Raw genomic sequence first — 19,340 nt, 5'->3', positions numbered from 1 at the left:
CGTCTCTGAAATCCTGCTCAACAGGCTGGCGCGGATTGAAACAGACGCGCAGTATCGCCGCAACGCAGGGAGGAGAAGCCGATGACGGAACTGGCACCACGGGAAAAGTTGATGTTAATGGGCGCAGAAATGCTCAGTGATGCAGAATTGCTGGCGATTTTTTTACGCACCGGTATTCGCGGCACCAGCGTGATGTTGCTGGCTCAGCAAATGCTGAATGAGTTTGGCTCGTTATATCGCATCATGACCGCGAATAAAGAGGAGCTTGGGCAAGTGAAAGGTGTGGGCGGTGCCAAAATGACGCAGCTTTATGCCATTGCTGAATTGGGGCGGCGCTTCTTTGCCAGCCAGCTGGCACGCGAAAACGTGATGGAGAATCCGCAGGTGACGCGTCAATATCTGCAAAGCGTGCTGGCACATCAGGAACGAGAAGTGTTTATGGCGCTGTTTCTGGATAATCAACATCGCGTATTACAGGCGCAGAAGATGTTTTCGGGATCGATTGCCAGCGTGGAAGTACATCCGCGAGAAATTGTGCGTGAAGCGTTGAAACTCAACGCGGCTGCGGTAATCCTCGCGCACAATCATCCTTCAGGAATTGCCGAGCCCAGCCGCGCCGATCGCGATATTACCGGCAAAGTTGGCCAGGCTTGTGCGTTGCTGAATATTCGTTTACTTGATCATTTGGTGATCGGTCACGGCGAGTTTACCTCTTTCGCCGAGCGCGGTTGGCTGTAAATCAGCGGTGCGATTGAACAGAAATAGGCCACTTTTGCGCGATCCAGAGGGATCTTTATCTGTTCGGGACTTGAGCACACCGGCTGAGCGGCGTATACTACGCCACCTTTGAGAATCTCGGGTTTGGCGTTTGGGTCAGCTTAGCGGGTTCACATGGAACTCGCCTGGCGGGCTAAGGCCTGACGAGGCGGCCAAAACCTAGTTTTTAAAGCTCGAGCTTATTTGATTTTTGGAGAATAGAAATGTCACGAGTCTGCCAGGTAACTGGAAAGCGTCCGGTGACGGGTAACAACCGTTCCCACGCAATGAACGCGACGAAACGCCGTTTCCTGCCGAACCTGCACTCTCACCGTTTCTGGGTTGAGAGCGAAAAGCGCTTCGTTACTCTGCGTGTATCTGCTAAAGGTATGCGTGTTATTGATAAAAAGGGCATCGATACGGTCTTGACCGAAATCCGCGCCCGTGGTGAGAAGTACTAAGAGTACTAAGGAACTGAATCATGGCTAAAGGTATTCGTGAGAAGATCAAGCTGGTTTCCTCTGCTGGTACAGGTCACTTCTATACCACCACGAAGAACAAACGTACTAAACCAGAGAAATTAGAACTGAAAAAGTTCGATCCGGTTGTACGTCAGCACGTGATCTACAAAGAAGCTAAAATTAAGTAATTTTAGTGTTCTTAGAAAAACCCGGCTCCGGCCGGGTTTTTTGTTTCTGCGATTCGTTGAGGAGATGAGATGCCTGAATTACCTGAGGTAGAAACCAGTCGACGCGGTATCGAACCCCACCTGGTGGGCGCGACGATTTTGCACGCGATTGTGCGCAATCCCCGTTTGCGCTGGCCGGTATCGCATGAAATCCACGCGTTAAGTGATCAGCCGGTATTAAGCGTGCAGCGTCGCGCCAAATATCTGCTGCTGGAGCTGCCGCATGGCTGGATCATCATTCACCTCGGCATGTCCGGCAGCTTACGCGTGCTGCCTGGCGAACAACCAGCAGCCAAACATGACCACGTCGATTTGGTGATGAGCAACGGCAAAGTGCTGCGCTATACCGACCCGCGCCGCTTTGGTGCCTGGCTGTGGAGCAATGACCTCGACGGCAGCAGCGTATTGGCGCATCTCGGCCCTGAACCATTAAGTGAAGAATTTGATGGCGCTTATCTGTTTGAAAAATCACGCGGCAAACGCACGGTGATTAAACAGTGGCTGATGGATAACAAAGTGGTGGTCGGCGTCGGCAATATCTACGCCAGCGAATCGCTGTTTACCGCCGGGATCTTGCCCGATCGATCGGCGATGAGTTTGAGCAAGGAAGACGCGGAATTGTTGGTCAACACCATCAAAGCGGTGCTACTACGTTCGATAGAGCAGGGTGGCACCACGTTACGTGATTTCTTACAAACTGATGGCAAGCCGGGCTACTTCGCGCAGGAGTTGCAGGTTTATGGTCGTGCTGGCGAACCTTGCCGCGCGTGCGGCACGCCGATTATCAGCGGCAAACATGGTCAGCGCAGCACTTTCTGGTGTCCACGCTGCCAGCATTAATTACGGTTGCGCCAGTCGCGCCAGCAATGCTTGATGCACCACGGCAGGCAGAAATGCCTGCACATCACCGGCATGGCGCGCCACTTCTTTGACCAATGAAGAAGAGACGAACGAGAAACCTTCGGATGGCATCAGGAACACGCTTTCGAGGGTTGGCAGCAAATGACGATTCATCTGCGCCAGTTGCAATTCATATTCAAAATCTGAAACTGCGCGCAAACCGCGCACCAGCACATTGGCGTTTTGCGCTTTGGCAAAGTTCGCCATCAAATCGCTAAATCCCACCACTTCAACATTCGGCAGATGCGCAATAACCTGACGCGCCATATCCACGCGCTCATCAAGGCTGAACAGCGGCTTTTTGCTTGGGCTGGCAGCAATGGCCACCACAATGCGGTCAAACATTTGCGCCGCGCGCGTCACAATATCCAGATGACCCAAAGTGAAGGGATCAAAGGTGCCGGGATAAATCGCTTTCGTGCTCATACGCGACCTTGTGTTGAGGTGTGATTTAGCGCCCACAGCGCCGAGTATTTGTTGAAAGTGTACTGCGCGTTAACTACCGCCAGAATCCAGCCCTGTTTCCCATCGAGAAAACCGGCGCGCAGCAGCAGCGTTTTTACAAACGCCCCAATCGTGTGGCTAAAAACAGAGAACACGCCACAGCGTTTACCGCGCTGGAAACGCTCTTGCGCCCAGGCTTCGGCATAGTTCATCTGCTTGCGTTGGAAGGCAATCAAATCACGGCAGGTGAGATGTTGCAGATCGCCCGGCAACTTCACCACCGGCGCGCCTTGCGTCTCCAGTGATTCATGTACCAGGTTATCGTTGTAGTTGAGCTGGCGCGGATAAAGACGCATCACGCGATCGGGATACCAGCCACTGTGGCGCATAAAGCGACCAAGAAACAGATTACTGCGACCCAGGCTATAAACGGTATTGGAGGCCGGTTGCAGCAAAACCTGCTCAATGGCCTGGCGCAATTCTGGCGTAACGCGCTCGTCGGCGTCGATCATCAAAATCATATCGCCAGTCGCGAACGCCTGAGCACGCTGGCGCTGCTTGCCAAATCCGTCCCAACTTTCCGCCTGATAAACCTGCGCGCCATGCTCGCGGGCAACGCTAATGGTGTTATCGCTGCTGCCGGAATCCAGCAGCACAATTTCATCGGCCCAGCTTACGGAAGCCAGTGCCTCGGGTAGCAGTTCAGCTTCGTTTTTGGCGATCATCACCACGGAGAGACGTTGGCGTTGCGACATGAATTAGTGTGCTCGTGGCGGTAAATGCGGTTCGAGTAACTGTAGCAGACGCTGCAAAGCGCCCTGATTTTGATGCAGCACTTCAACGGCGTGACGGCCGTAATAGCGGCGATAATCATCATCTTGCAGCAAGTTGGCGACTTCTTTTTGCAGCGAAACCACGTCGGTGACGGTGATTAAGCCTTCAGCCTGCTGCAACTTGGCGCAGATATCTTTGAAGTTCCAGATGTGCGGCCCCATTAATACCGGAATGGCGTGAGCGGCGGGCTCCAGCGGATTATGTCCGCCGCGCTCGACCAAACTGCCGCCGACAAAGGCAATATCTGCGATGCCATACAGCATCATCAATTCGCCCATGGTGTCGCCGATCACCACTTGCGTGGAACTCGATGGGATTTCGCCGCTGCTGCGTAGCGTGAAACTGAAACCACGTTTTTTCGTTAAATCGCAGGCATCTTTAAAACGTTCCGGATGACGTGGCACCAGAATCAGCAGCAGATCGGGGAACTGCTGCAACAGACGGCGATGCGCATCGAGCACAATCGCTTCTTCGCCTTCGTGTGTGCTGGTGGCAATCCATACCGGACGACGTGAAGCCCATTGACGGCGCAGCGTCACCGCTTTCGCTGCCAGTTCTGGCGTCACTGAAATATCGAATTTGAGGCTGCCGGTCACGGTGAGATGCGAACGTTTCAGGCCAAGGCTGAGGAAACGCTCACCATCTTCATCATTCTGCGCGGCGATGAGCGTAATGCGTTGCAGTAAATCTCGCATAAAGCCGCCGAGTTTTTTGTAGCCTTTCGCCGAGCGCTCAGACAGGCGCGCGTTGGCAATCACCAGCGGAATCTTACGCTGATGCAAAATACGAATGATGTTTGGCCACAACTCGGTTTCCATGATGATCACCAGTCGCGGATCGACGGTATCGAGGAAACGGTTGATGGAGCCAGGCAAATCGTAAGGCAGATAAACGTGGTGCACGTCTTTGCCAAACGCCGATTGCGCACGCTCGGAGCCGGTTGGCGTCATGGTGGTGACGGTGATCGGCAAAGTGGGATAGCGATGGCGCAGCGCGCGCACCAGTGGCACTGCTGCCAGCGTTTCGCCGACCGAAACCGAATGCAGCACGATGCCGTGCGGTTCCACTTTGCCAGTGCAGTAACCATAGCGTTCCGCCCAGCGTTTACGATAGGCCGGTGCTTTTCGACCGCGCAGCCACAGGCGCAGCCAGATCAATGGCTGAATCAGATAGAGCAGGGCTGTGTAGAGAGTCGTCATAGTTACCGTTACGACATAATCGCGTCAAAAAACACATGAAAGGCGGCATGTTATCAGAAACTGACCGCCTGCTCATACTGCTAAGTCAGCTGGTTTGCAGCACTTGCTGATACAGCGAGGTCAACGCCTGCGCCAGTCTTTGCGGACCATAAGGTTCGATTTTGCGTCGTGCAGCGTCGCCCATGGACGAATTTTGTGAAAGTGCCGGTGTTGCCATTACCGCTTCGTTTAATGCATTGATATCCAATGCATCACAGACGAAGCCTTGTTGTCCGGCAGTGATAAATTCCGCGCCGCCGCAACCGGTGCTGGTGATTACCGCCAAGCCACAAGCCATCGCTTCCAACACCACATTCGGGAACGGGTCATACAGCGTTGGCAGTAGCAATGCATCGGCAGCGTGGTAAAACGGCTGTACATCTTGCTGCACGCCGACAAAGCGTAGTCGATCTAAGCAGTTAAGTTGATTGGCTAACTGCTGATAACGCGATAGTTGCTTATCCTGGCCGACCACCACCAAATAACGATCGCTTTTGGCGACCGCTTCAATCGCCGCTTTCAGACCTTTGCGCTCAAAACCAGAACCGACGTAAATCATCACAGTGGCATCTTGCGGCAGCTTAAGTTGCTGACGCGCGGCATGACGCGATGCTTCGCTGGCGGGCTGAAAACGTTGGCTATCAATCGCGTTGTGAATAACGTGGATCTTGTTGGCATCCAGCGAGAAGTTGCGCAAAATATCCTGCTTCACCATCTCTGAATTGCAGATCACCGCTTTCAACGATGTTGCATTGAACATCTCGGCTTCCGCCTGCAATACATAGCGATGATAAGGACTAACGCTGGCGGTGAAACGTTGCCACGGCGAGACAATGCGCGCGCGCTGTTCCAGCCACACGCGATGTACGCCATCACCGGCGCGGAAGATATCGCAACCGGCAATACGTTCATGGCTTTGCACGATATCGAACTTCTCACGTTCCCAGCATTCACGCGCCGCGCGAGCAAAACCGCGTTCACGTGAGATGCGGCCAAATTTGGCGGGATTGCAGATGTGCAGATGCCATGCCGGATTCGGCGTGCCCTGCCAACTGCGAGTGATGATATTGAGATCAAGTTGTTCGCTATCCAACGCTTCCAGTGCGCGTGAAATAAAACGTTCGGCACCGCCGTCCGGGCGGTATTTCTGCCGGACAATCGCCAGGCGTAACTTACTCATGCAAAAAACTCCTGGCGGCAGCCAATACATCTTCGACCGGAATGGCGGAGAGATAACGCTGATCGGTTTTGGTATCGATCGCGTCTGGTGAAGGCAGCGGACCGTAATCGCCAGCCCAGATCACACGATTGTTGTCACCCCACGGACGCCAATGTTGCAGTTTGGTCGGGCCAAACAACGCGATGCACGGTGTTTCCAGCGCAGCGGCCATGTGCATCGGTGCAGAATCGACACCGATAAACAGTTGCGCCGCATCAATCAGCGCTGCCAGTTGCGGCAATGATAATTGACCCGCCAGCGACACTACATTGGGCGCTTGATTGGGCGCTTGGCATAGCGACTGAATATTGGCGATCATCGCCAGCTCTTTTTGGTCTGGCGCGGCGGTAAGCACCACGGTGCGGCCATCGGCGGTTAGCGCATTAATCAGCTGCGCCACCTTCTCATCCTCCCAGCATTTAAACTGCCAGCGTGAGGTCGGTTGCAGCACAATAAACGGCGTATTGACCGCATGTTCAGCCAGCACCTGTTGTACTTTTTGCTGATCGGCGGTGCTGAAATGCATCGATGCTTTCGCACCCTCTGCGCTGATGCCTAACGGTTGCAGCGCCACCATATTCTGTTCAACGGTGTGCAGCTGATTATGGTTGGCGGTGCTGACTAACTGATTGTGCATCCAGCGCCAGAAAGCGTTATCGCGTTTATTGAAGGCAAAACCAATGCGCACCGGGGCACCCGAAAGACCAGTAATGATGGCGCTGCGCCACTGATCGGCGAGGTTAATGACCAGATCATAATGGCTGCTGCGTACCGCCGAAATCAGTGCCATTTCGTGACGGAATTTCTGCCAGCCGCCCTGTTTTTTCCAGTTGCGATCGATGAAATGTATCTGACGAATCGCCGGATGGGCTTCCAGCATGGGACGCGTTTCTTTATACAGCAGCACGTCGATATTGGCTTGGGGATAGCGCTGGCGAAGCGCATTGATCGCGGGCGTGGTCAGCAGCATGTCACCGTGATGGCGCAGCTTGATCAGTAGAATATTTTTCGCTGCAAATTGGTCTGGAATCGGGCTTGCCATACTCAAATGATCTCAAAATTCAGTCAGCTGATTGTAAGGCAAACCCCAAGGGCGTGAAAGACGCTTATTTCTTGCGCCAGCGATAAATCCGGCTGAGCCACAACAGCAATTGGTACCATTGCTGCACACCACGCGCGTTACGCAACATGCGTTTGTGGGTTTGTGTGGCAAACAGGTCGGCGATCATCGCCTGACGCGCGCTCTCTTCCGGTTCACGGCGAATACAATGGCATACGCTTAGCGCTTCATACGTAATCTGCTGGTGAAACGCCGGGTAGATGGTCACTTTTTGCCGATAGCGTGCGTTGATCTCTTCCAGCAATTGCGCGATTTTAAGGTAATGGCGTTGATATTCCACGTTGCGCTGCCCGGTGCGTTTGCGATTGCTGATTGAAGCATCATGCATGTAATAGCGATACAGCACGCGATCGGTGTAACGCACGCGTTGGGCGTTGAGCATGAACTCGGTAGTCCAGGGAATGTCCTGATGATGCAGGCCAGGCTCAAAGTAGAGTTTTAACTGTTCAATCAATTCGCGGCGGTAAATGCCCAGCCACACCACATGCATATAGCGCCGTGTTTTCAGGGCTTTATTAAGCCACTCCGCGCCGCCCAATACTTCGGTGCTGGTTAAGCGATCGGTTGGAATCAGCGGTTTGACTTGTTGACTGGCTTTGAAAAACCACTCCGCGTTGCATTGCGCGGCGTCGAGGTTATCTCTTTCGGCCATTTCAACCAGCGTTTGATACATCGCCGCATCCATGGTGTCGTCGGCATCCGGGAACGAAACATATTTGCCGCGCGCCACCGCCAGCCCAGCATTGCGCGCGCGTGAAACGCCGCCATTTTCTTGATGAACCACGCGCACATGCGAGTGTTGCTGCGCGTAAGCGTCAGCGCGTTCGCCAGAACCGTCAGTTGAGCCATCATCAACAATGATGATTTCCAGTTCGTTCAGCGTTTGCGCCAGCAATGACTGCATGAATGTGGCAAACATCTCGCCAGCATTGAACATCGGCGTGATGATGGAGAGTAAAGGAGGATTCTCTGGCTGCATGGTCATGCTGTTTTAATGTTTTTCCGTCGCGCCCGGCGTTGTTGTTGCCGTGTGCTAATAAATTCATGAATATCGTTTAGCTTCCGCTGATCGAGTTCAAACAGTTGCTCAGTCGGATGCATAAATTTGTACTGCGCCGCGAAAACAAACGACGACGGTGCAATATGGTTGGGACCAATCAGCAGTACATCACCGAGCGGGCGTTGCTCTTCAACGCAGCAAGGACCATAAATTAAAATGATCGGCACTTGCTGCGCATCAGCAATGTAGACGTTGCCGGAATCAGACGCGATGTAAAAATCCATCTCGCTGATCGCCGCAGGCACATCTTCCAATGGCACTTTGCCCACCATACTAATCACGTTTTCACGCGCGCCGACAACTTTATACAGCTCTTGTAAGCGTGATTGTTCATTCGGTGCGCCAAATGCATAAAACTGGCAGGGTAAGTCGGTTAAATGGTCAAAAAGACGCTGCCAAATAAGTGGCGGAATGGTTTTTGCCTGATTACCTGCGGTGATGCTGATACCAATGAGAATGCCATCAAATTGCGTAATTTCACTGGGCAGCGTGGCCGGTTGCCAAAGAGGCTGCGTGGCATGTTTGGGATAACTCTCTTTTGTGAAAGAGCGATCGGCCAGCTTGAGATAGTTTTCCAGCGTCAGGGTGTTTTTTTCATGCTGTACCGTGCCCGAAGCCGTGGCGTAAAACAGGGCTTGATAGCTTTTACGGCGATAGCTGGAGAGGAACTGTTTATTGCTGGCGTTGCAGCATGCGGCGATAAACAGATTCAGATTGGTTGGGTGCAACAGGTAAATGTTGTCGTAGCGATTGAGCAGCTGCCAAACCAATTTGAATTTTTTCAGTAAGCCAGAACGATGATCTTCGATATACCAGATGTTTTCGATGGTGTTATCACGCGTAGCGAGCGGCGCAACACATTGGCTTAATAAAGCATCGCTTTTACCCAAATGGGTCAACAGCGGGGTGATATTAATGAAATCGCCAATCTTGGCGGTTTGAATAATGAGATTTTTACCGGTCCTGCCATGGACGATTTTCATCACCCATTTAACCGGTAGAAATATGATGAACAGAATGACGTAAGCCAATAATTTATCCCCATGAGGCGGTCACACCATCATGGGGACCTATTAACTCGGAATGTGCTGAGGGCTTGAGTATGCAGGCTCTACAGTTTCAACGAGTTGCAAATATTGCTGACAAATAACGTTGAGACTATAAATGCTTAAGTCCAATTTTTGCAACTCAGGTGGGTTGGTATAAATTTCGCGCATTTTCTGCGCCAGCGACTCTGCATTCATCTCGGCCAGCCCACGCGCCAGATCGCCAGACAAAATTGCCGCAGGTGCACCGGGGCAGCGAGTGCTGACCACTGGAGTGCCGCTGCTCAGGGCTTCGACCAGCACATTGCCGAATCCTTCACTGTCTGAACTGACCACTAACAGCCGCGCATGGCGAATCCACGGATAAGGATTGGCATGAAAACCTTCAAAACGTACGCGGGCAGAAATGCCTAAATCCTCGGCTTGCTGGCGTAATCTTTCCGTCTTTTTTTCATTTCCCTGACCTAATAAAACCAGCGGGGCAGAAATACCGCTTTGCGCATACGCTTGCAGTAGTCGATCGTGACGTTTTGCTTCATGAAAGCGCCCAACATGCAGAATGAAATCATTGCCCGCCAATGGGCAAGGTTCGGCGGCCTTGCGGGAAATAAGATCGAAATCGAACGGGTTAAATATCACTCGGGCTTTGCTGGGTTTCACGCCGATATTCTGCATCACATCGTCAATGACATATTGTGAAACGCCAATCAGCTGTCGGCCTTGATAGGTTTGACGGATTTTCTGCTGCTTCATCCATAATGAAAAGCCTGATTTACGCGCGAGGTAAGAAGCGGAAAATACACCGTGCAGGCAATACCAGGTTTTATGCAAATCCAATGATTTTGCGCGTCGAACAATGCGGTCTGTTTTGTGTAAGTTTGAAAGGATCAAATCAAACTTGCCATGCAGCGCTTCGCTTTGGCGCACCGCTACATCCAACTGACGAGCACGACGATAGGTTTCAGTTAATTTACGCCATGGACGAGAGCAGTGATCAATCACTGTTTGATAATCCACACCTGCGGGAATGGGGTATTCGCATACCTTGCGCAATGAGAAAAGCGACACTCGATGCCCCTGGCGGAGAAAACCTTCTGCCAGCGTCAGAACGACTTTTTCGGCACCGCCGCCTGGCAGGCCATCGATAACCATCAGAATGCGCTTCGACAAATTCTTTTGCTCCTAATCGCCAGCCTGTTTTGTATGACAACGTGGTTATCATCCCCTGAGAAAACAGTGCTGAATATAAGAAAAATCAATTTATTAGGTACGTTTAGCTTCAAAGAATACGCTTTGCCATTACGGTAAGCATTCGACGTAGTCGCAGCCATGTGCAGTTTAATTCACTCTAGTTTAACCGACCATATACTGCTACCAACATCTGTGGCGGCGCGACGGATGAAATGTTTGCCCTGATTGGTTGGCTTGCGTACCATAACGACGAGAAATTGCTCATTTTATCGGATAAGTTATGGATAAGCCTGCGTTTTTAATCACTCTCGATACGGAAGGGGATAACCTGTGGCGCAATCGCAGCGGCAAGGTTACCACGCACAATGTTCGCTTCCTGCCGCGCTTCCAGTCGTTGTGTGAGAAGTACGGTTTTAAACCGACCTGGCTGACCAACTATGAAATGGCGAGCGATCCGGCTTATGTTGAATTTGGCCGGGATTTGCTGGCACGCAAACAGGGTGAAATCGGCATGCATCTTCACGCCTGGTTTAGCCCGCCAGAGCATGCTTTAACCGATGACGATTGGCGCTATCAGCCTTATTTGATTGAGTATCCAGAAAACATTCTGCGTGAGAAGGTCGCTTTCATGACTGACTTACTGGAAAGCGCGTTTCAACAGAAAATGACCAGCCATCGTGCTGGACGCTGGGCGTTTGATGAGATCTATGCGCGCGCGCTGATCGACAACGGTTATTTGGTCGATTGCTCCGTTACGCCGCGCGTGGATTGGCGCAACGCTTCCGGGGCACCTCAAGGCAACGGTGGTACGGATTATCGTCATTTCCCCGATCATGCTTATTACCTTGATGCGAACGACATTTCCAAAGCAGGGAATAGCCCGCTACTCGAGCTGCCAATGAGCATTCAGTACCGTTACGGCGCGTTAACCAATCAATTGAAAAAAGTGTGGAATGATGTGCGCGGTAAAAAACGTGGCGCGTCAGTGAATTGGTTGCGTCCGGTTGGCGGCAATGTGGCGCAGATGAAGCAGGTAGTTGAACAGACGATTAATCAGGGGAACGATTACGTGGAGTTTATGCTGCATTCATCAGAATTCATGCCAGATGGCAGCCCCACATTCAAAAATGAGGCTGACATTGAGCGGCTGTACGACGATTTAGAGCAGCTTTTCAGTTGGTTGCAGCCGCGTACTCAAGGCATGACATTAACGGAATATGCGCAGCAAAAGATGAGCGCAGCATCCCGTTAAATCGCCATCTCCTGCATCATCGCGGCGACATCGCTGGCTTGAATATCCGCCATGTTGTGCCCTTGTGCCGGGCGCAGCACATATTGGTTCTGGCCATAGCCGCCAATCAAACCAGGATCGGTGGGACCGTATAACGTGATATTCGGCCGATCCAGCGCCGCAGTCAGATGGCTCAAACCGGTATCCACCGAAACCACCGCACGCGCGCCGGCAAGCTGTTGCGCCACCTGCTCCAGCGTGAGTTTTGGCAACACTTCAACATGGTCGAAACCTTCCGCCAGTCGCTGAGCGCGCTGATGTTCATGTTCGGCACCCCACGGCAATTTCACGCGCATGCCTGTCGGCTGCACCAGACCGATCAACTCACGCCAGTGGGATTCTGGCCAATGTTTGTTGTCACGCGTGGTGGCGTGCAAAAACACTAAATAAGGCTGCGCTTCAGTGGAGAGCGTTGAGAGGAAATGTCCGGCGATGGCGTAATCGCCCTGCGTGCTGGGCTTTTCGTAGCCGAGACTCTTGGCAAACAACTCACGCGTACGTTCAACCGCGTGCTGCTGCTTATCGATTTCATGGCGTTTGTCATACCACCAGCTGGCGAAAGGTTCGCGCGCGCTGCGGCTGTCCTGACCGTGCTTAACGCCTTTTGCCAGGCGCGTCACCAGCGCGGCGCTTTTGATCAGGCCCTGCGCATCCAGCACCACATCATATTGGCGTGATTGCAGATCGCGTTTGAAACGCACGCGTTCTTCACGCTGCTGGCTGCCAAACCAATGTTTGCGCCAGCGGCGAATCGCCACCGGCAACACTTTATCCACCGCCGGATGCCAGGCAGGGATTTGCGCGAAGTTTTCTTCAACCACCCAATCAAATTTGATGCCAGGGATCGCCTGCATCGCATCGGTGAGCGCAGGCAACGTGTGCAGCACGTCTCCCATTGAGGAGGTTTTAACAATTAAAACGTGCATTTCTACTCCTGCACCGGATGCAGCAACGCGTGCAACTCTTGATGAACTCGCGCTGGTTGAATATCAATCAGGCTTTGATGATAGCCCTGCTCGGCATCACCTTTGCGCACTTTGTGGTAGCCGGTAATCAGGCGAATGACGCGGGCATGCTGCGAAAGCGGCGGCGTGAAATCTGGGCTGCTTGGGCCATAGAGCGCCACCAGCGGACGATTGAGCGCCGCGGCGATGTGCATCAAGCCTGAGTCATTGCTGACCACGGCCACGCAGTTTGCCAGCAGAATCACCGCTTGCTCTAACTGCGTATCGCCAGCCAGATTTTTGCAGTGCGCGCTTGCGTCATCTGATAACGACTGAATAATGGTGTCGCCGGTTTCGCGATCTTTTGCCGAACCAAACAACACCACTTGATAGCCTTCACCAATCAGTTGCTCGGCCAGGGCGGCGTAATGATAGTGCGGCCAGCGTTTCGCCGGACCAAACTCTGCGCCGGGGCAGAAGCCAATCACCGGACGATCGGCCGACAGCGCAAACTGTGCCGCGGTCATGCGTTTTTCATCTTCTTCGACGCGCAATTGTGGCCACAACAGCGGTTGCGGCAGTTGCTGCGCCGAGGCAATCGGCTGGTCATAGCCAAGCGCCACATAGCGCTCAACCATCAGCGGAAACGCCGCTTTATCCAGCACGCGCACATCGTTCAACACGCCGTAACGCATTTCGCCGCGCCAGCCGGTGCGACGTTTAATGCCGGCGAAGAAAGGCACCAGCGCCGATTTGAAAGAGTTCGGCAGCACATAAGCGCGGTCGTAACCGCTGGCTTGCAGGGTTTTCCCTAAACGACGACGTTCGCCGAGCGCTAATGCACCGTGGCCGAGCGGCATCGCCAGTGCCTGATTCACTTCCGGCATGCGCGATAGCAAAGGGCGGCACCAGGCGGGTGCCATCACATCAATCACTGCATCAGGATGCTCAGCCTTGAGCGTGCGATAGAGACTTTGCGACATCATCATATCGCCGACCCACGACGGGCCAATAACCAGAATTTTCATCGCTGGTGCCGGTTTCCTTATGCTTTACGGTTCAGCCAGACCATATATTCGCCCACGCCTTGCGCGACGGTTTTGAACGGCTTGTCATAGCCAGCGGCACGCAGATTGGTGAGATCGGCTTGAGTGAATGCCTGATAGCGACCTTTCAGCTTCTCCGGGAACGGAATGTACTCAATTTCGCCTTGCTGATGGAAATTCAGCACCGCATCCGCCACTTCCTGGAAGGATTCCGCACGGCCCGTGCCGCAGTTGTAGATGCCCGAAACGCCGTTTTCCCAGCACCACAGATTCACGGCAACCACATCATCAACGTGGATGAAGTCGCGGCGGAAATCATCACTACCTTCAAACAGTTTTGGATTTTCACCGTTGCTGATCTGGGTATTTAGATGGAATGCCACGCTGGCCATGCCGCCTTTATGACCTTCGCGCGGGCCATACACGTTGAAGTAACGGAAACCGCACACCGGTGATTCGACTTCTGGCAGAATCTGGCGTACGTAGTGATCGAACAGCATTTTGGAGTAGCCGTAGACGTTCAGCGGCTGCTCGTATTGGCGCTTTTCGATAAAGTTCTCATTGCGGCCGCCGTAGGTTGCCGCGGAAGAGGCGTACAGGAATGGGATTTCGCGCTCCAGACAGAAGTGCAACAGATCTTTGGAGTACTGATAGTTGTTGTCCATCATGTACTTGCCGTCCCACTCGGTGGTGGCTGAACACGCGCCTTCGTGGAATACCGCTTCGATTGGGCCGAGATCTTCACCAGACATGATGTAGGAGAGGAATTCCTCTTTATCCATGTAATCAGCGATGTCCAAATCCGCCAGATTCACGAATTTGGTGCCATCCTTCAGATTATCCACCACCAAAATGTCGGTCAGACCACGGTCGTTCAACGCTTTAACAATGTTGCTGCCAATCATGCCAGCGCCACCGGTTACGATAATCATATGCTTTGCCTTTAAAGAGTTGGGGGGAAACAGGAGGTTTCACCCACGAATACTTCACATCATAACATTTCAGCCCAGCGCAGGCAGCCAGATGACTCCGTAAGCGTTGCACAAATCCTGTTCGCAGCGTGAACTATGCTGCAAAACCGAGATATTGATGGCGGAAATGTCGGAACGATGCGATTCGATCAGTAATATGTGCCAAATATTTGCTATCTGAGGAGCAGAATCATGTCCAATCAGTTTTATTCGCAAATCCGTCAACAGCTTGAGACAACGCGCCAGGACGGATTGTTCAAACAAGAACGCACCATTACCTCGGCGCAACAAGCGGAAATCAATGTCGCCAACAGCCCGCCAGTGATCAACTTCTGCGCCAATAACTATTTGGGTTTAGCCAACCATCCGGCATTAATCCAGGCAGCAAAAGATGGTATGGATTCACACGGTTTTGGCATGGCGTCGGTGCGCTTTATCTGCGGCACACAAGACATCCACCAACAGCTTGAACATAAATTGGCCGAATTCCTTGGCATGGAAGACGCCATTCTGTTCTCCTCCTGTTTTGATGCCAACGGCGGCCTGTTTGAAACACTGCTCAGCGCGGAAGATGCGATTATCTCGGACGCCCTCAATCATGCGTCAATTATTGATGGCGTGCGCCTGTGCAAAGCGCAGCGTTATCGCTATGCCAACAACGACATGAATGAACTGCGCGCACGCTTACAGGAAGCGCGTGATAAAGGGGCGCGCCACATTCTGATTGCCACCGACGGCGTGTTCTCGATGGACGGCGTGATCGCCAACCTGCAAGGCATTTGCGATTTGGCGGATGAATTTGATGCGCTGGTGATGGTTGATGATTCACACGCGGTCGGCTTTGTCGGCGCGGCCGGGCGCGGTACGCACGAATATTGTGGCGTGATGGATCGCGTCGATATTCTTACCGGCACGCTGGGTAAAGCGTTGGGCGGCGCATCGGGCGGCTACGTGGCGGCGAAAAAAGAAGTGGTGGAATGGCTGCGCCAGCGTTCGCGTCCTTATCTGTTCTCCAACTCACTGGCTCCGGCGATTGTCACTGCCTCGCTGCGCGTACTGGAATTGCTGAGTGAAGGCGATGGGTTGCGCCAGCGTCTGTGGGAAAACGCCCGTTTCTTCCGCGAGAAAATGACCGCCGCCGGCTTTACCTTGGCCGGTGCCGATCACGCCATCATTCCAGTGATGCTGGGTGATGCCAAAGTGGCGCAGCAGTTCGCCAGTTTATTGCAGCAAGAAGGAATTTACGTCACCGGCTTCTTCTATCCGGTGGTGCCGCAAGGTCAGGCGCGCATTCGCACGCAAATCTCTGCCGGACACACCCAGGCACAGCTGGAACACGCAGTCGCCGCCTTTACCCGCATTGGTCAGCAGTTGAGCGTCATTGCAGGAGCAGCGAAATGAAAGCACTTGCCAAATTAAAAGCTGAAGAAGGCATCTGGATGGTCAAGGACGCGCCGATTCCTGAACCTGGCCATAACGACTTGCTGATTAAGATCCGTAAAACCGCGATTTGCGGCACCGATGTGCACATCTATAACTGGGATGATTGGTCGCGAAAAACCATTCCGGTACCAATGATTACCGGCCACGAATATGTCGGTGAAGTGGTTGGCATGGGCGAGGAAGTGAAAGGTTTTGCCGTGGGCGATCGCGTTTCCGGTGAAGGGCACATCACCTGCGGACATTGCCGCAATTGCCGCGCAGGGCGCACGCACTTATGTCGCAATACGGTCGGCGTGGGCGTCAATCGTCAGGGCTGTTTCGCCGAATATCTGGTGATTCCGGCCTTCAACGCTTTCAAAATCCCTGACAATATCTCTGACGAACTGGCGGCGATTTTTGATCCATTCGGCAACGCGGTGCATACCGCACTGTCGTTTGATTTGGTGGGTGAAGATGTGCTGATTTCGGGTGCCGGCCCGATTGGCATTATGGCGGCGGCAGTGTGTAAGCACGTTGGTGCGCGTCATGTGGTGATCACCGACATCAATGAATACCGCCTCGATTTGGCACGCAAAATGGGCGTAACGCGTGCGGTTAACGTGGCGCAGGAGAATCTGCGTGACGTAATGGCTGAACTGGGCATGACTGAAGGCTTTGATGTCGGCCTGGAAATGTCCGGCGCACCACCCGCTTTCCGCACCTTGCTGGAAGTGATGAACCACGGCGGACGCATCGCGCTGTTGGGCATTCCACCGGGCGAAATGTCTATCGACTGGAATCAGGTGATTTTCAAAGGCTTGTTCATCAAAGGCATTTATGGTCGTGAGATGTTCGAAACCTGGTACAAGATGGCGGCGCTGATTCAATCTGGCCTCGATCTCACGCCGATAATCACCCATCGCTATCACATTGATGAATTCCAACAAGGCTTCGATGAGATGCGATCGGGCCGTTCGGGCAAAGTGGTGTTGAACTGGGATTAATGATGATGCTCCGGCCACTTGGCCGGAGAATGTCAAGATTGCTTCTTCTCTGCATCCGTCAGGTAGCGCACTTTGCGCGTGTAATCCTGACCTTTGAAAGTGAGTGGCTGAGTGGGATCTTGCAAATACTTCTGCCATTCACTCAATGGAAAACCGCCGTGTGCGCCAATCACCTCGGTGGGAATGACCGCTGAAGTCCCGCCAATTTTCTTAGAAACCGGCCAGTTCGCCCATTCGCCTAAATTAATGGTGCGAATATCGAGCATATCCAATAACGCTGAAAGCGGAAGTTGATCTGTCGGCGGTTGGCTGTCGTTCATCAATTCCCAGGTATCCTGAAATAGCGTTAACCACAATGGGCAAATACGCTTCCAGGTTTGTCGCGTTGCCGCTAAATAAGCGCCATTCACGTGGTCTTCAAAATAGGGCCGAATTGCAGGCTTGTAGTAAGCTGGAATCGCACTTTCCTCTGCACCGGCTAATTTGGCGATCATCTTTCCCTGGCGAAAGCTCGAATAAAGATGTCCAGCATGCATGTTGATATTGGGGGCGTTAAGCAGATTGAGATCGGAATCGATCATCAAAATACCTTCACCTTTGGCCTGCAGCGGTGCTTGTATTTTGATCAGTCGGCTGCGATAGATTTGCTTATAGCGATAACTTTCCTCGCGCAGAGGAACGTCCAACGTAACCACGCGTGTTTTCGCTGGCAATGGGCCAAAAGCCTGTTCAGGTTGGTCGCTAACAATGACAATTTCTTCAATGTCTTGCGTAAAGCGAGCGGCAAACTCTGCGCTCAACAAGGCTTCTTCAATATAGTCAGCACCGGTACAAGGAATCACAATTGACGTTACCGGTGTATTGCCTTGCGCACTTCCCGACGAATAGGGAATGTTGTGGCGTGAGCGAATATGACGGTAGTTTTTATTGAAGAATTCAAACATGTGTTTTCCTTTCAATGCAGTTTCCCAGAATCATTTCGACACCGGTAACATAATTCTCTATAGCGTAATTTTCGCGCACGCGCGCTTCCGCAGTATCGATTAACCGCTGGCGTAAGTTTGCGTCTTGCCAAACAGTCGTAAGGAAACGACTTAATTGATCAACATCGCCATACTCGAAAAGCAATCCGGTTTCGTCATGATTGATTAATTCTGCGGTACCTACCACCTTCGAGCCAATAACCGCGGTTTTTACCAGCATCGATTCCAGTACCACGCGCGGTAAACCTTCGCTGCTTGAAGCCAGAATAAACGTGTCGAAAGCCGACAAATAATCTAGCGGATTATTTTGAAAGCCGGTAAATATGACGTGTGTTTCGATCTGCTCATTTTGCGCCAGCACAACCAGCTTTTCCTGCTCTGGCCCTGAACCCACAACCACCATTTTCCAATTGGCCTCAGGATGTGCGCGTTTAAATTTTCCTAAAGCCTGCAAAATATGGTGGTTCGCTTTACGTGTAATAAGAGAACCGATCGAGCCAAATACGAACGTTTCCGTGGCATAGCCCAAACGTTCGCGCACTTGCGCGCGACTTGGTAATGTTTGGTGGATATCGATAGCGTTGGAGACGGTGAAACAACGCTGCGCATCAATCCCGCTTTGGCGTAATGTCTGATTCACTCCGTGTGAGACGGCAATAATCGCATCCACACGCTGATTGACCATCTTAACTAAGCGATCGTTCAATTGCGGCTCAATGCGGCAATGCTGAATTAACGCGATGTCTAAATCCCTGGCAGCGCGATAACCTTCTACATTGGTGCTGGGTTGATTGTTCATATACAACGCGTCGAACTGCCCGGTTTGTAATATCGAGGCGATCTGTTGTGCATTCGGCCGCACACGCCACTTCTCATCAACGCGATCGACCATCTCTTTCTTTAATGAACGGTTGAACATAAATAGCGTGCGTAACAACTCTTTGCTTATTTTCGCCCATTTAGGCTGGCGTTGCTGCGCAATAAAAATCACCGGAATAGCAATCGAATTTAAAATCGATTCAATGGTTTCGCTGTTTCCGCGCGCATAGTTGTTATAGAAACAGCAGGTCACATCGAATTTCTGCCGATCAATGCGCTTCAGCAACTCCAGCATGCTGTTGGTGCCGCCACCCCATTCGCGCCCGGTATCCAACAGCAGAATTTTCTTTCTCATGGATCTCAT

20 protein-coding genes are annotated in these 19,340 nt (G+C 52.4%); 7 read left to right on the top strand and 13 right to left on the bottom strand.

The annotated features are described in order from the left end of the window. Nucleotides 1-81 precede the first annotated feature (81 nt). The 4 genes from radC (at nucleotide 82) to mutM (ending at nucleotide 2,284) form a co-directional block, all read left to right on the top strand. The gene (radC, locus tag ACPUC7_RS18775) at nucleotides 82-738 is read left to right on the top strand and encodes a RadC family protein (protein ID WP_343553437.1); all 657 of its coding nucleotides are present in this window, start codon (nucleotides 82-84) and stop codon (nucleotides 736-738) included. Between the two features lie 242 nt (nucleotides 739-980). Further along, the gene (gene rpmB / locus ACPUC7_RS18770; RefSeq protein ID WP_007885297.1) at nucleotides 981-1,217 is read left to right on the top strand and encodes a 50S ribosomal protein L28; all 237 of its coding nucleotides are present in this window, start codon (nucleotides 981-983) and stop codon (nucleotides 1,215-1,217) included. A 20-nt stretch (nucleotides 1,218-1,237) separates the two neighbouring features. Further along, nucleotides 1,238-1,405: a 50S ribosomal protein L33 gene (rpmG, locus tag ACPUC7_RS18765; protein ID WP_001051798.1), complete on the top strand. Its 168-nt coding sequence runs from the start codon at nucleotides 1,238-1,240 to the stop codon at nucleotides 1,403-1,405. 69 nt (nucleotides 1,406-1,474) lie between these two features. Then, entirely contained in the window at nucleotides 1,475-2,284 is an 810-nt protein-coding gene (mutM, locus tag ACPUC7_RS18760; RefSeq protein WP_494924031.1) for a bifunctional DNA-formamidopyrimidine glycosylase/DNA-(apurinic or apyrimidinic site) lyase, read from the top strand. On the opposite strand, the gene coaD is transcribed toward mutM, so the two are convergent. The 8 genes from coaD to ACPUC7_RS18720 form a co-directional block, all read right to left on the bottom strand. Then, the gene (coaD, locus tag ACPUC7_RS18755) at nucleotides 2,285-2,770 is read right to left on the bottom strand and encodes a pantetheine-phosphate adenylyltransferase (protein ID WP_494924030.1); all 486 of its coding nucleotides are present in this window, start codon (nucleotides 2,768-2,770) and stop codon (nucleotides 2,285-2,287) included. Beyond that, the gene (locus ACPUC7_RS18750; RefSeq protein ID WP_343553434.1) at nucleotides 2,767-3,543 is read right to left on the bottom strand and encodes a glycosyltransferase family 2 protein; all 777 of its coding nucleotides are present in this window, start codon (nucleotides 3,541-3,543) and stop codon (nucleotides 2,767-2,769) included. The genes coaD and ACPUC7_RS18750 overlap by 4 nt, the downstream gene beginning before the upstream one ends. Nucleotides 3,544-3,546: 3 nt before the next feature. Further along, on the bottom strand, nucleotides 3,547-4,821 hold the full coding sequence (gene waaA / locus ACPUC7_RS18745; protein ID WP_494924029.1) for a lipid IV(A) 3-deoxy-D-manno-octulosonic acid transferase: 1,275 nt from the start codon (nucleotides 4,819-4,821) through the stop codon (nucleotides 3,547-3,549). Between the two features lie 85 nt (nucleotides 4,822-4,906). Then, on the bottom strand, nucleotides 4,907-6,040 hold the full coding sequence (locus ACPUC7_RS18740; protein ID WP_494924028.1) for a glycosyltransferase family 4 protein: 1,134 nt from the start codon (nucleotides 6,038-6,040) through the stop codon (nucleotides 4,907-4,909). Further along, a complete protein-coding gene (gene rfaQ, locus ACPUC7_RS18735) occupies nucleotides 6,033-7,121 on the bottom strand; it encodes a putative lipopolysaccharide heptosyltransferase III (RefSeq protein WP_494924027.1) in 1,089 nt (362 codons plus the stop codon). The genes ACPUC7_RS18740 and rfaQ overlap by 8 nt, the downstream gene beginning before the upstream one ends. Before the next feature lie 64 nt (nucleotides 7,122-7,185). Then, nucleotides 7,186-8,184, bottom strand: coding sequence for a glycosyltransferase (locus ACPUC7_RS18730; RefSeq protein ID WP_494924026.1), 999 nt, complete (start codon nucleotides 8,182-8,184; stop codon nucleotides 7,186-7,188). Further along, complete coding sequence (locus tag ACPUC7_RS18725; RefSeq protein ID WP_494924025.1) at nucleotides 8,181-9,290, bottom strand: glycosyltransferase family 9 protein; 1,110 nt, start codon at nucleotides 9,288-9,290, stop codon at nucleotides 8,181-8,183. The genes ACPUC7_RS18730 and ACPUC7_RS18725 overlap by 4 nt, the downstream gene beginning before the upstream one ends. A 42-nt stretch (nucleotides 9,291-9,332) precedes the next feature. Continuing rightward, complete coding sequence (locus ACPUC7_RS18720; protein WP_494924062.1) at nucleotides 9,333-10,457, bottom strand: glycosyltransferase; 1,125 nt, start codon at nucleotides 10,455-10,457, stop codon at nucleotides 9,333-9,335. A 319-nt stretch (nucleotides 10,458-10,776) separates the two neighbouring features. On the opposite strand from ACPUC7_RS18720, the gene ACPUC7_RS18715 reads away from it, so the two are divergent. Further along, nucleotides 10,777-11,748 (top strand): polysaccharide deacetylase family protein, encoded by a 972-nt coding sequence (locus tag ACPUC7_RS18715; RefSeq protein WP_494924024.1) that lies wholly within the window; start codon nucleotides 10,777-10,779, stop codon nucleotides 11,746-11,748. Here the strand turns inward: ACPUC7_RS18715 and rfaC are convergent. Genes rfaC through rfaD form a run of 3 tightly spaced genes read right to left on the bottom strand, consistent with a single transcriptional unit; the run spans nucleotide 11,745 to nucleotide 14,709 of the window. After that, nucleotides 11,745-12,713, bottom strand: coding sequence for a lipopolysaccharide heptosyltransferase RfaC (gene rfaC / locus ACPUC7_RS18710; protein WP_494924023.1), 969 nt, complete (start codon nucleotides 12,711-12,713; stop codon nucleotides 11,745-11,747). The genes ACPUC7_RS18715 and rfaC overlap by 4 nt on opposite strands. Nucleotides 12,714-12,715: 2 nt before the next feature. Next, nucleotides 12,716-13,759 (bottom strand): ADP-heptose--LPS heptosyltransferase RfaF, encoded by a 1,044-nt coding sequence (rfaF, locus tag ACPUC7_RS18705; protein WP_494924022.1) that lies wholly within the window; start codon nucleotides 13,757-13,759, stop codon nucleotides 12,716-12,718. 17 nt (nucleotides 13,760-13,776) lie between these two features. Further along, complete coding sequence (gene rfaD, locus ACPUC7_RS18700) at nucleotides 13,777-14,709, bottom strand: ADP-glyceromanno-heptose 6-epimerase (protein ID WP_494924021.1); 933 nt, start codon at nucleotides 14,707-14,709, stop codon at nucleotides 13,777-13,779. A 231-nt stretch (nucleotides 14,710-14,940) separates the two neighbouring features. Between rfaD and ACPUC7_RS18695 the strand changes: the two genes are divergently transcribed. Both ACPUC7_RS18695 and tdh read left to right on the top strand, forming a co-directional pair. Then, entirely contained in the window at nucleotides 14,941-16,149 is a 1,209-nt protein-coding gene (locus tag ACPUC7_RS18695) for a glycine C-acetyltransferase (protein WP_494924020.1), read from the top strand. Then, the gene (tdh, locus tag ACPUC7_RS18690) at nucleotides 16,146-17,174 is read left to right on the top strand and encodes an L-threonine 3-dehydrogenase (RefSeq protein ID WP_494924019.1); all 1,029 of its coding nucleotides are present in this window, start codon (nucleotides 16,146-16,148) and stop codon (nucleotides 17,172-17,174) included. The genes ACPUC7_RS18695 and tdh overlap by 4 nt, the downstream gene beginning before the upstream one ends. Nucleotides 17,175-17,206: 32 nt before the next feature. On the opposite strand, the gene ACPUC7_RS18685 is transcribed toward tdh, so the two are convergent. Both ACPUC7_RS18685 and ACPUC7_RS18680 read right to left on the bottom strand, forming a co-directional pair. Then, nucleotides 17,207-18,118, bottom strand: a complete 912-nt coding sequence (locus ACPUC7_RS18685; RefSeq protein WP_494924018.1) for a hypothetical protein — start codon at nucleotides 18,116-18,118, stop codon at nucleotides 17,207-17,209. Next, nucleotides 18,111-19,340: a glycosyltransferase gene (locus ACPUC7_RS18680; RefSeq protein ID WP_494924017.1), complete on the bottom strand. Its 1,230-nt coding sequence runs from the start codon at nucleotides 19,338-19,340 to the stop codon at nucleotides 18,111-18,113. Before ACPUC7_RS18680 ends, ACPUC7_RS18685 begins: the two co-directional genes overlap by 8 nt.

This window comes from Pantoea sp. CFCC18179 (assembly GCF_059412405.1).
This window is presented reverse-complemented; position numbering and strand designations above follow the sequence as displayed.